Below are 12987 nucleotides of genomic sequence, written 5' to 3'. Positions count from 1 at the left end.
AGCAGTATCTTTCTATCTATTTCCTGCCACGCATCCATTCATTATAGCAATAAATGATTATCCTTTCTAACAAATCAACTTTTAATAAAGTAAAATTTATAAAATGAAACTTTAATCAGTAGTAACTTCTTGTTTTTGTTCACTCGAAACGAATTCAATTGTAAATGGAGCCCCTTCTTCTATCGCTCTTTTCAGTACCTCAAACGGTGCGAATGAGACAAGTTCTCCAAAACCATCAAACAATACAGTTTGTATTTTCATTTTTAGAACACCTCATATGTTTTTTTTTATAAATCCCAAAGGAGAAGAAAGGTTATCTACAAATTAATAATGAAGACAACCTCTCTCCCCTTACTCTATAAACCTTCAAATGTTCCTCTAACTGCCTCGCATCTTCTAATACACTTAGCGTTTTCTTCACAAAATTCCAATTCAAACTACCGGATAACCATAACAATGAAGAAAGTCTCTTATAATCATTTGGTGTTACAATATTATGTACCGTATACCCTTCTAAAAATGAACTAGCAACACTTGAGCATACTTCATGAGACTGTATTCCTTCTGTTCGCGAGTACCATTTTATTAAAAAGGCTAGTCCTTCAATACGATCAACATATCCAATTGATTCAAAATCTACAATTCCTTTTACACATTGACTTGAGTCCCATAAAACATTCAAAGGATTTAAATCTGTTTGTACAATAAACTGTAAATTACTCGTATATGCGCACTCTATATGATATGTAGCAAGATTTATGTACTCCCGTAATTCCTTACATGCGCTTACCTTACTTTCTAACATATCAATAAACTGGGCATACCCATCTAAATGGGATTTCTTTTGAAAAATCGAGCTTTGAAATGTACTAGAAATATCATGAATCTTTCTTGCCTTCTTTCCAAACGATTCTGCAATAGATTCTGTGCAGTGTGTAAGATGCTCTCCTTCAATCCAATTAGACAATACAAATCGGTACTGTTCATCATTCCAAGTGACTAATGTAAATGACTCCCCTGACGTATTCTTGTTAATTTGCATAAAAGGAATTCCATGCCCTCGTAAATAATAGGTAAAGCGTACTTGCTCTTTCAATTGTTCATTTGATAACGCTCCAAAAGCTGGATTGATTATTCGATTGCTATTCATAAACCGTGCGGAATATCGCTTTCCATTTACCATGATTTTATAGTGTAAATCTGTATGCCAGCTATTTATATGTAATTCTTCTTCTATTACTAATGAACGGATTTCTGTAAAATAATTCATTAATACATCTTTTATTATGTGCTTCACTTCCTTCTCTCCTTTCATATAAAAATTAACGTACATGCAATCCATTCTATTCCCCATAACAAAATGTATTTCACTTCATTAAGCATAGCTAGGATATTTCAAATAGGAAATAGAATTATAGAAAATAGTAGATGGGGCATATTATTGAAGAGATTAACATTCGGTATGATTGGAGCATTAAGTATCACCTTATTAATTGGATGTACAAGTAATTCAAATGAAACGAAAGCTTCCAATAAAGAAGCATCCACAACAGTGAAAGAAAAAGAAATTGTATATGAAAACGTTATGTTTGAACAAAAAGAAGTGAAAAAACTTGAGATTAGTCCTGTGAATTCAAAAAGTAGTAATCAAGTAGTAAATAAAGAAAATATGAAAACAATTTTTACAAGTATGGAAAGCGCTGAGAAAAAAACACTCCTTCTAGATCAAGATGCAAAAAAACATATGCATTCAAAAATGAAGGTTACTTATCAAGATAAATCTATGCAGGAATTTTTTGTTTGGATAGAATCGGATGGTGACATCGTAATGGCAAAAGCGAGCGATGAAACACACGGTGAAGGTTATGATTTAAGTGAAGATAATTCTAAAAAAATCATTCAGTTTTTCGAAAAGGCATCCCAGTAATAATTATACAATAGATAAAAAGCCGCATTTGCGGCTCATAAACTTATTGAACTAACGAATACCTTACCGTTTAATCGCATCCACAATTAACGATGGGCAACCAAGTTTATCTCCTTGATTTCTAGGATCATATCTTTTTGATCGGAAAATAACGCCATCATTTGCATCCCATTCTTTGTAATAAAATTGCCCATTTTCATCGCAATATTCCAGTAAAACTATTTCAAATCCAGCTGTTTCAAACATTTTCGTTAATGTTTTATAATTATAAACGGTTTTATGGCTTGCAGCTGGATGGTCTTTCGGGCCAGGTCCGCCTACTTGCACTATATTTTGATATGTTTCATCTTGGAAAAATGCATCAGGGACACCGCACCGAATATGGCCTGACGGTTTTAAAAATTTATAACAAATGCTAGCTGCTTTTACCCCTTCTTCAAAAGTAAGGTGCTCCCATACATGCTCTGCTAAAATAGCTGAAATGGAGTTATATTCAAATCTTGCTTCCCACATTGTTTCAACTAATAAGTTAAGATCATCTTCTTGCGTTTGAATCCAGCCCGGATTGTTATTAAATGCCCCAGCTGCCACTACTACTTTCATTTCGTCTTGTTTTATTACCATTATTTTCACCTCGTATGAATTTTAAGTCATTAGATTTTTCGTAAAATCGGATTTGCATGTCCTTTTCTTACATGTATGAATTAAAAAAACTACTTCTATATTCAACAGATTATTCAAATAGAAAATAATATCCTACATAATTAAAAACATTTGTAAACCCTACATTTTCCACAACTGCAACAGAAGGCTTGTTCAATTCCATACAGTCCCAATATGGAATAATATCATTCTCCAAACAATCTTTTACAAAACTATGCGCTATCTTTTGAGCTAATTTCCTCCCCTGGTAACCCTCTATTGTTTCAATATCTATGCAGTGTATATTTTCAAATACAAACCCTGAAAAACAAACACTCACAATTACATCATCATAAACAATGCAATAACCGATTCCCTCATTGAAAAAACGATCCGATGAAGACCAAAACTCTAAAATTTTTGATTGTAAAAAATCAATATTCTTAAATGTATTATTACTATTTTCATAGAGAGCTTTACTCATTTTCAGCACAGTATATTCCTGTTCAATTTCAGGTTCATGATGATTTTCATAATCCTTTTTTCTTAGCGTATACACTCTTTGATTCCAACTCTTTAAGTTACGGTGCTGAAATATTCTTTCAATTGTTTTGTTCCACTTTGAATTATTTCCGATTCCTTCAAAGCAATCTAATCCTGCTTTCCTCGCCCTAGGTACTATTACATTATTAATAAAACGATTCATTTCTTTATTAAACTCTTCATTTTCAGCATCTCCAATAAAGAAGAAGCCATCATTATTACCTAACCAAATGAGTCCCGAATTAGGAGAAGACACGTTATCTACAAATATACGACCAGGATTCACTCCTGCAATTACAGCTTTGACTTCTAATTGACCGTGTTCATTTATTAAACCACTACATTTATAAAAATCATTCTTGCTTAATTCAGAAATCATAAGTTAAACCACCTTCCTGAAACCACTCTATTCTAACTTTATCATTTTATCGGAATATTCTCTATTCACTTAAGTGATTTTTGTAAATCAATGCAGCCTTGCTTATGTATAGTAAAAAAGAGTCAATCCTCTATGCAATAGAAGATTGACTCTTTCCTTTATTTATAAAAATTGTTTCATACATTGAAACTCAGACCACTCTTTTTCCTATCTGATCATCAAATCCCCACTGAACATGTGAGGGTATAATTGGAGACATATAATCCGTATGACTACAAAGAGTAACGACTAAATCAACGCTATTTAAAACTCAACCAAGCATCCGCCCAGTCCGCATGATCATTTCCGTTACCGTTACCTGCATCATCAACGACTAGTTTTAATTCTTTTTTACCTGTAAGGTCAACATCAACAAATTTTGCTGGCGTATTATAGTACATTGTACCGCTATTAAATACTTCAGCCCCATCAAGTAGTACTTTGAACACGACTGAACCACCTTTACCGCCAGGTTCCTGGTCGATTCCTACATATGAATTAAATCGTTTGTAAGTTGCATTTGATATATCATAGGTGATTTCTGACTTCGAATGCGTTCCGATTCCTTTTTTATACGTAATCGGTCCTGTCGTTCCGAGTAATGAAAGCGGGTTTTTGTCAGTGCTTTTATCTTTTTGAACCGTTGCCCATCCAGCGGTTGCTTTTATCCATGAAATATCACTCAGGTAGATGCCGCCGGAAGCCACTTGAACTTTCGTTGATGTTACCACCGCATTCCCTAATTTTACAGAGACCCCAACTTCTTTCACTCCTTTAAACTCGGATGGCGGAGTTATAACAAACGAATATGTGTCCTCTCCTCCTGCAGTTAATTGAAAGTCTGTTGTTAATGGCTGCGCATTCCAGCCATCTGGTAATTGCAGTTCAATCTTTCCAGGTGTCACTTTTTCCCTTATTTCATTTTGAACCTTTACCTTTAATGTAGTCGAACCCCCTTCAACAATAATTGGATTTGGTTCAACATTTGCTGAAATTAGCTTTACTGCTGGCGTTACTTCTATTTGATTCGTTTTACGAACAGTCCCGCTATCTGTATTTACTTCAGCTTCAATGGAATAATTATTAGAAGCCACATCAATCGGGACCGGTAAATCTGCCTCAATTGTTTTCGATTGCCCTGGTTCAACGCCTTCAAAAGCTACTGTAATCGGTTTAACATTCCAGCTCTCTGGAGCCTTTACAACCACTTCTCCGGAAGAAGATTTCAATGAACCGAAGTTTGATAAATTTGCCTTTACTTTAACTGTACTTCCTGCCGTTATACTACTCGGAGACTCTAGATCGAAACTAAGCATAGACTCAATTTTATAAGTTTTACCTTGTTCCGTTTTAAATGAAATCGTATCTCCATCTTTCGTAAATGGCACCGGTGTATTCGTTCCGACTCTTGTCACAGTAACTGGTGTATTGAACATTGGACTTTTTAACTTTACATCGTTTCCGTGATCAGAATTCACCTGAATGACTGTAGGCATACCATTTTTCCAGTTCGCATCAATCGTAAATGCACCGCGTGCTCTTAGTCCTTTATAAGAACCGTCCTTCCAAGCTTTCGGAAGTGCAGGCAATAATTGAATGGAGTCGGTATGGCTTTGAATTAACATTTCAGCAATTCCCGATGTTGCGCCAAAGTTTCCATCAATTTGAAACGGTGGATGCGTATCAAACAGGTTACTAAGCGTACTTCCTGTAAGTTGCCCTTGCAAAATTTTATAAGCATGGTCACCATCTAATAAACGTGCCCATAAATTAATTTTGTTCGCTTTACTCCAGCCCGTTCCCTCATCACCACGATGGTTTAAAGTAACTTTAGCAGCCTCAAGCCATTCCGGTGTATTGTGATTAATCATACTTCCTGGATATAGTGCAACTAGCTGAGATATATGCCTATGCGTTTCGCCAGGGTCATCTATATCATCCTTCCACTCTTGCACTTGACCATATCTACCAATTTGAATTGGTGGGAATAATCGATCCCTTTTAGTCTTTAACTCATCTCGAAACGCCGTATCAATCTGCAAGATTTCACTAGCTTCAATTACATTTGAGAACAACTCATACACTAACTGTTGATCAAAAGCGCATCCATTCGAGATACCACCAAGCTCTGGAGACCAGCACGGAGAAACAACTAACTTCTTATTTTGATCTTCTACTAAAAACTTACTATGAAACTCCGCCGCTTCTTTCAGTATCGGATAAATCTTTTCTTGTAAATATTGTTTATCATCCGTAAATTTATAATGTTCCCATAGGTTTTGACCGATAAAAGCATTCGCACTAGGTGCCCAACCCCAGCCTAATCCCCAGCCAGGCGCTGTAAATCCAAATGGATTATTCATCGTATTAACGGTCCACCCGCCACCTGTAACACCGAAATGTTTTTCCGCCGAAACCCTTCCTGGTGCTCTTAATGAATCAACATAGTCCATTAATGGCTCAGCTGTTTCGGACAGATTCGCCACCTCTGCAGGCCAATAATTCATTTGCAGGTTAATATTGAAATGATAGTCACTTTCCCACGGTGGTGTGTTCGAATTATTCCATACACCTTGTAGATTTGCAGGAAGCGTTCCTGGTCTTGAAGAAGAAATGAGCAAGTATCTTCCATATTGGAAGAATAGTTCTTCTAAATACTTACTGTTTTGTTTACTATAAGATGCTAGTAGTTCATTTGTTGGAACAGATGGGTTTTCCCCTCCTAAATTTAAAGAAACACGATTAAATAAAGAGTGATAGTCTTTAATATGCGTATATTTTAAAATCTCATAACTCTTCTTAGAAATAGAGGCCATGATTTTTTCAACCTTTTGATGTGGATCTTCTCCTTTATAAGTAGGGTATTTATTTTCATAATCAGTAGCCGCAGTCATAATAATTGTTAAACTATCTGCATTCGCTACTTTAATTTTCCCATTCTCCGCTGTTAAAGTACCTCCCTCATTCAATACTTTAAATTCTGATTCATATTTCATTCCGTTATTCGCTATTTGTCCTTTAATAGTGATTTTATTATCTTTGGACGTTACTTGCCCTCCCTGCGCGCTCGTTGGTCTAACATCTAATGAAAGCTGTTTAGATTCACTAGCTGTTAAACGCATAACCATAACGCGATCAGGATAACTTGTGAAATATTCCCTATTATATTGAACACCTTTATAGTTATAGGAAACAGTAGCAATACCTTCATTTATATTTAATTCCCTGCGATAATTTGAAAATGCAGATGGATCTGGCATATTAAAATCTAAGTAAATGTCCCCAAAATTTTGATAGGACCCAAACCCTTTTTGAAGACCTGTAAGAAATTGCGAAGATTCCCTTTCCGCGCCTGATTTATCACCTTTTGCTAACTTTTCCCTAATGCTACCTAAGTGACTCGCTGCTCCATCACGATTCCCGTACGTATACTCACTCGTACTGCTTGGTCCGCCAGTCCAAAGCGTTTTTTCATTAAACTGAATACGTTCTTGCTGGACTCCGCCAAATACCATGCCGCCCATATAACCATTACCGATTGGCAATGCTTGTTTTTCCCAATCTTTTGCTGGCTCATTGTACCAAAGCGATAGTTTCTTTCCCTCTGATTTTGGAGTGTCAATCGTAATAGGTGATGTTGCCTCTACCCTATTAAACTCTCCAGTGCTTCCTAAAGAGAATAATAACGTACCAAAGAGCAATCCCCCTGTTAATAAGTTCCTAAGTTTCAAATTTCCATCCCCTTTTGAAAAGCGAATGTAAAGTGTCCCCTTCTGCGCATTGACTTATTTTATTCTCTCCTTGAGATTCGCTATTCTTTTATATGGAAGCATAATAGGCAAACGTACATTTGCCTATTACACCTCTTTTTCCTTTTTAAAAAAAGAAATAATTATCTAGTAAATGCCGCTGTTACACCACCATCAACTGTAATCATACATCCAGTTGTTTTATCCGCCTTTGAAGAGGCAAAGAAAGCAATTGATTCAGCGATATCTTTCGAATAAATATTAACCAATAATGTTGTACGTTTACGGTAATGTTCCTCTAACTGGTCCGGCTCAATACCATATGCTGCGGCACGTTCTTCACGCCATTTCGAACCCCAAATAGCTGATCCTTGCAGAACCGCATCTGGAAGAACTGAATTTACACGAATACCGTACTCACCGCCTTCAGCTGCAATACATCTCGCTAAATGTGTTTCGAGTGCTTTTACAGAGCTGTATGCTGTAGCGTTTTTCCCGGCATACACAGAATTTTTTGAGCCGACAAATACCATATTCCCCCCAATGCCTTGCTGTTTCATTTGCTTGAACGCTTCACGTGCCACTAAAAAGTATCCCGTTCCAAGCACGTTCATATTTAAATTCCATTCTTGAAGCGTTGTTTCATCGAATGGACTAGACGTCGCAAGCCCTGCATTGTTTACGATACTATCAACGCCTCCGTAAGTCAGAGCTGCCTGTTCAAATGCCGTCTTCACTTCTTCTTCTTTTGTTACATCCATTTTTACCGCAATAGCACGGCCTTCACCATACTTATCATTAATTTCCGCTGCAACTTTTTCTGCCCCTTCAAAATTCAAGTCAGCAAGCACTACATGTGCACCTTCTGAAACAAGGCATCGTCCCGTTTCACTTCCAATTCCGCCAGCACCACCTGTAATAAAGGCAACTTTGCGGGAAAATTCCGCTTCTGCTGGTGCCAACGATAATTTATATAGCTCTAATGGCCAGTACTCAACATTGTAAGATTCGTTTTCATTTAAAGAAACAAAACTTCCAAGTGTTGTGGAGCCTTTCATTACTGAAATTGCCCTATGATACAGCGCACCACTTACTTTTGACATCGCCACATTTTTACCGGTATTCACCATACCGATACCAGGAATTAAAATAACGCGCGGTGCCGATTCAAACATTTTGTCTCCTTCGTATTTGTTACGTTCAAAGTAAGCTTTATACTCTTCTTTAAAGCTTTCAACACCAACCTTTATGCTCTCTATTAATCTGTCCATATCTTTCGTTTGCGGATCCCAATCAATATAAAGAGGACTGCGCTTTGTGTGAACTAAATGGTCAGGACAAGCCGCTCCAACTTGAGAAAGTTCTCGTGCATCGCGGCTGTTTACAAATTGAAGTACTTCATCTGTATCGTCATAGGATAATAGCATTTTCTTTTCATCACTAACTGCCCCGCGAATAATCGGCATTACTTTTGCAAGAATACTTCTACGCTCTTCTCCTGAAAGTGCTTCGTATTTTTGACCTCCGAATACAGTGCTTTCATTCACTCGCTCATTAATATATTGTTCTGCCTCATTAATGACCGCAATTGTTTTTTCATAGCTTTCTTTCGCTGTTTCTCCCCAAACGACTAAGCCGTGTTTTTCCATTAATACTAGTTCAGCATTTGGATTATTTTTCACGCCTTCTGCAATCATTTTTGATAATGTAAATCCCGGACGCACATATGGAACCCAAACGAAGCGATTACCGTAAATTTCTTCCGCAATTTGTTTTCCATTATGTGCGCAGCAAAGACTAATAATAGCATCTGGATGTGTATGATCCACATGTTTAAAAGGTAAAAATGCATGTAATAACGTTTCGATAGACGCACGCGGATGTTTGCTGTCAATCATACAATGAGATAAGTACTCTACCATTTCTTCATCTGGCATTTCTTCGCGCTCCATCAATAAACGAATGTCTTCCATTTTTAAACCAGTAAAGTTTTGCACTTTCATAGTCGCTAAATCAGATCCGCTTCCTTTCACCCACATAACCTCTACATCATGACCACGAAAATCCTTTTCAACTGTCTTTACCGATGTGTTTCCACCGCCCCAATTACATACAGCACGGTCTGTGCCAATTAAATTTGAACGATACACTAATTGTTCCAATCCTTGCGATAATTGAGATGCTTTTGCATCTTCCCATAAACTTTTCACCATATTTTTTACCCCCGCTATTTTTTATTGTTCTATTATTTCGGATACTAAACTCTTTAAAATAGTAGTATCCGTATGTTCAAGAGTTTGCTATTACTTGCACTTCTTTTACATGTAAAACACTTTCATTCCAGTGCGAAAAAATATGCTCTATAGTAACCCCCCGACATATTATCAGGGGGAACTTTTTTTCCTTAATGGTATAATGGACCAAAGTTTTGGCAGGCACGGTAATCTGCTGCTTCTGGATCGTTTGTTCCGAACATGCCCCATGCACTCGGTCTAAAGATTTGTTCTTCTTTGACGTTATGCATATTTACAGGAATTCGGAGCATTGAAGCAAGCGTAATTAAATCACTACCAATATGACCGTAGCTTATTACACAGTGGTTAGCACCCCAATTATTCATCACGGTGTAAACATCCTTAAAAGCACCTTCTCCCGTTATATTTGGAACGAACCAAGTTGTTGGCCAAGTTGGATCTGTTCTCTTATCCAATATGTCGTGCACCTCTTCTGGGATTTCAACTGAATAGCCTTCTGCGATTTGTAAAACAGGACCTAAGCCTTTAACAAGATTGAGACGGGCTGCTGTTACAGGCATATTTCCCTTTGTTAAGAAATCACTTGAGAATCCGCCCCCTCGGAAATACCCTGTTGAAGCCGGTCTCCAAGAAGTAGCTGCTAAACAATTTTGAACTTCTTCCTCTGTAATTTCCCAAAACGGTTTTATAGCAGGCTTTCCATCTTTCGTTTGTTGTCCTGTCCCATCAAGTGCAGCTGAACCGGAGTTAATCATATGAATAAATCCCTTTTCTGCTAATCCTTTAGGCTTATGCCCTGTCACACGTTCTACTGCCTCCGGGCTCCAATATGTTCTTACATCAGCAAAAACTTGAGCTGTATTTGTTAATAAATGGCCAAATAGCATCGTAACCCCATTTAAACTATCATTTTCAGTAGCCATAATGTATGGCGGGCGAATTCCGTTCCAATCAAAGGAGGAATTTAAAATTGTCTCCATAAAATCACCATTCGGGAAATGATCCGTCCATTGACGCTGACCTTGGAAACCTGCGGAAATAGCATTGTATCCTAGCGCTTCCTCACCATAGCCAAGTTCCGCTAGTTTTGGATTTCCAGTCATAAGATCCCTTGCAATTAAAGTCATTTTAACGCTAGTTTCCCAGTCTTTATTTTTTTGCTCCCGTGACCTTTGCATTTCTTCCGCATTATTATCTGGACCTTCTGGACAATACTCTTTTACCCAGTTTAAAGCTTTTTCATATTCTTCCTTATCATAAATCTCTTCATCTATTCTTCTTACAAATTCGGTCATATCAATATATTCATTTCTCATTCCTAAATAATCTTGGAAAAATTCAGGTTGAACGGTACTACCAGCAATCCCCATAGATACAGACCCCATCGACAGATACGATTTTCCTCTCAGGCTGGCAACGACAAGGCCAGACTTTGCAAATTGAAGTAGTTTTTCCTGCACATCTTCTGGAATGGATGTATCACTTAAGTCTTGCACATCTTTCCCGTATATGCCGAAAGCTGGAATGCCCTTTTGATTATGGGCAGCTAAGACAGCTGCAAGATACACTGCCCCTGGACGTTCTGTTCCATTAAATCCCCATACTGCTTTTGGAATATCAGGATCCATATCCATTGTTTCAGAACCATAGCACCAACATGGTGTAACAGTAATAGAAACACCAACTCCCTCTACTGCAAATTTTTCAGCCGCTTTGGCCGCTTCCGCCACACCGCCAATACATGTATCAGCGATGACACATTCTACTGCCTCACCATTGTAATGACGCAAGTTTTCGGTTAGTAGATTTGCTACCGATTTTGCAAGATTCATCGTCATATCTTCAAGAGATTCACGTACACCATTTCTTCTGCCATCAATTGTTGGTCTAATTCCGATTTTCGGTAATGTATTGTAGAATCTATTATGAACTGTTTTCATTTTAAAGCTCCCTTCTTACTACATTGTTATCGATTATTTCAATAAAACGGCCGTATGCTTCCTGCCATTCTAATTGGTTTTGAGGTTGATAATGTTTAACAGGAAACGAGTTTTCAACAATCTCTCTACCTTCCTTTAAATCCTTTATTTTTCCTAGCGCGATCCATTGCGATAATGAATTTCCAATCGCACTCGCTTCAACTGGCCCCGCTACAACAGGACGGTTAGTCGCATTTGCGGTAAATTGACAAAACAGATCATTCTGAATGCCACCGCCGCCCATGTGGATAACTTCTATTGACTTTCCAGTTAAAACTTCCAGCTTCTCTAACACCCACCTATAACTCAGTGAGAGACTCTCCAAAATACAGCGGAGGAAACTTCCTTCCGTTTCAGGCGGCTGTTGACCACTCTTTATACAGAAATCTCGGATTTGTTTCGGCATATTTTCCGGATTGAAGAAAGAAGGATCATCTGGGTCTATGAAATGTGCAAATGGCTTTGTATTTCGAATCAATGTTGCTTCTTCTTCGTAAGTAAAAAGCTTACCTTCTTTTGCCCAAGTCCCCCTACATTCTTGAATGAGCCATAACCCCATAATATTTTTCAGTAGTCGAAACTCGCCATCTGCCGTTCCTTCATTTGTAAAGCCCCATTCCAAAGCCTGTTCATTCATGATTGGATCCTTTACTTGAACTCCCATTAAGATCCACGTACCACAACTCATAAATACAGAATTTTCTGACTTCATAGGCAGTGCGGCAAGAGCACAAGCTGTATCATGTCCTGTACCAGCAATAACTTTAACAGGATTCATGCCAAATTCGTTATGAATGGAAGAAAGTGTCGGACCGAGAGTCGTTCCTGGCATCACAATATGTGCCATCATTTCTGTAGGCAAGCTCAACTTTTTCATGAGGGCAGTATCCCAATTACGCTCGTGAATGTTAAATAACGATGTCGTTGTACTAATCGTATATTCATTCGCCTTTACACCTGAAAATAAATAGCTCAGCAAGTTTGGTGTTAATAAAAGCGTTTTTGCCTTTTCCATTAAATCTGGGTTATGCTTTTTTATAGCCTGAAGCTGACAAATTGTATTGATTGCTGCTGGCGTGACGCCCGTTCGAGAGAACAAAACATCCCTCGGAATGACTTCCATTATTTCTTTTAAACTACCATTTGTATGCGGATCTCTATAAGAATACGGATTGCTAAGCAGTTCACCTGTTTCAGATAGAAGTCCGAAATCAACGCCCCACGTATCGATCGACAAACTTTCAATCGACTTATGACCGTTTCTAATACTTTTCCCAATTCCATTCTTCATTTCTTGGAATATCCTTAAAATATCCCAATAATAATGACCTGTTGCGTAAACAGGGCGATTAGAGAACCTATGAACCTCTCCAAGATACAGGCGTTTCCCATCAAACCCACTTACCATTAAACGCCCATTAGATGCCCCTAAATCAAAAGCCCAAACTTTTTCCATTCATTCACGCCCTTTGAA

At 37.8% G+C, this 12987-nt stretch carries 8 protein-coding genes and 1 pseudogene; 1 reads left to right on the top strand and 8 read right to left on the bottom strand.

Annotated elements, in window-relative coordinates:
• Nucleotides 1-117: 117 nt before the first annotated feature.
• Together IQ781_RS00255 and IQ781_RS00250 are read right to left on the bottom strand one after the other, a co-directional pair.
• Nucleotides 118-261 (bottom strand): annotated as a pseudogene (locus tag IQ781_RS00255) (DJ-1/PfpI family protein); the annotation flags it as partial.
• Between the two features lie 52 nt (nt 262-313).
• Nucleotides 314-1297 (bottom strand): phosphotransferase, encoded by a 984-nt coding sequence (locus IQ781_RS00250; protein WP_063220685.1) that lies wholly within the window; start codon nt 1295-1297, stop codon nt 314-316.
• 144 nt (nt 1298-1441) lie between these two features.
• Between IQ781_RS00250 and IQ781_RS00245 the strand changes: the two genes are divergently transcribed.
• Nucleotides 1442-1927, top strand: a complete 486-nt coding sequence (locus IQ781_RS00245) for a hypothetical protein (RefSeq protein WP_063220662.1) — start codon at nt 1442-1444, stop codon at nt 1925-1927.
• 63 nt (nt 1928-1990) lie between these two features.
• Here the strand turns inward: IQ781_RS00245 and IQ781_RS00240 are convergent, their stop codons facing one another.
• The 6 genes from IQ781_RS00240 to IQ781_RS00215 all read right to left on the bottom strand — a co-directional run bounded on the left by IQ781_RS00240 (nt 1991) and on the right by IQ781_RS00215 (nt 12969).
• Nucleotides 1991-2551, bottom strand: a complete 561-nt coding sequence (locus IQ781_RS00240; protein ID WP_139847104.1) for a class I SAM-dependent methyltransferase — start codon at nt 2549-2551, stop codon at nt 1991-1993.
• 109 nt (nt 2552-2660) lie between these two features.
• Nucleotides 2661-3491 (bottom strand): GNAT family N-acetyltransferase, encoded by an 831-nt coding sequence (locus tag IQ781_RS00235; RefSeq protein WP_063220660.1) that lies wholly within the window; start codon nt 3489-3491, stop codon nt 2661-2663.
• A gap of 299 nt (nt 3492-3790) precedes the next feature.
• Complete coding sequence (locus tag IQ781_RS00230) at nt 3791-7261, bottom strand: glycosyl hydrolase family 95 catalytic domain-containing protein (protein WP_139847105.1); 3471 nt, start codon at nt 7259-7261, stop codon at nt 3791-3793.
• 161 nt (nt 7262-7422) lie between these two features.
• On the bottom strand, nt 7423-9492 hold the full coding sequence (locus IQ781_RS00225) for a bifunctional aldolase/short-chain dehydrogenase (RefSeq protein ID WP_139847106.1): 2070 nt from the start codon (nt 9490-9492) through the stop codon (nt 7423-7425).
• 191 nt (nt 9493-9683) lie between these two features.
• The gene (locus IQ781_RS00220; protein ID WP_242808207.1) at nt 9684-11474 is read right to left on the bottom strand and encodes an L-fucose isomerase; all 1791 of its coding nucleotides are present in this window, start codon (nt 11472-11474) and stop codon (nt 9684-9686) included.
• Between the two features lies 1 nt (nt 11475).
• A complete protein-coding gene (locus IQ781_RS00215; RefSeq protein ID WP_139847108.1) occupies nt 11476-12969 on the bottom strand; it encodes a rhamnulokinase in 1494 nt (497 codons plus the stop codon).
• Nucleotides 12970-12987 lie beyond the last annotated feature (18 nt).

The sequence above is a fragment of the Bacillus sp. N447-1 genome (genome assembly GCF_022701035.1).
GTDB lineage: Bacteria > Bacillota > Bacilli > Bacillales > Bacillaceae_G > Bacillus_A > Bacillus_A cereus.
Note: the sequence above shows the minus strand (reverse complement) of the source record. Positions and strands in the feature narration are given on the sequence as shown.

Excerpts from the sequence above, each read along its gene's own strand:
- IQ781_RS00240 (WP_139847104.1), bottom strand. The coding sequence starts at position 2,551 with ATGGTAATAAAACAAGACGAAATGAAAGTAGTAGTGGCAGCTGGGGCA.
- IQ781_RS00220 (WP_242808207.1), bottom strand. The coding sequence starts at position 11,474 with ATGAAAACAGTTCATAATAGATTCTACAATACATTACCGAAAATCGGA.
- IQ781_RS00225 (WP_139847106.1), bottom strand. The coding sequence starts at position 9,492 with ATGGTGAAAAGTTTATGGGAAGATGCAAAAGCATCTCAATTATCGCAA.
- IQ781_RS00235 (WP_063220660.1), bottom strand. The coding sequence starts at position 3,491 with ATGATTTCTGAATTAAGCAAGAATGATTTTTATAAATGTAGTGGTTTA.
- IQ781_RS00215 (WP_139847108.1), bottom strand. The coding sequence starts at position 12,969 with ATGGAAAAAGTTTGGGCTTTTGATTTAGGGGCATCTAATGGGCGTTTA.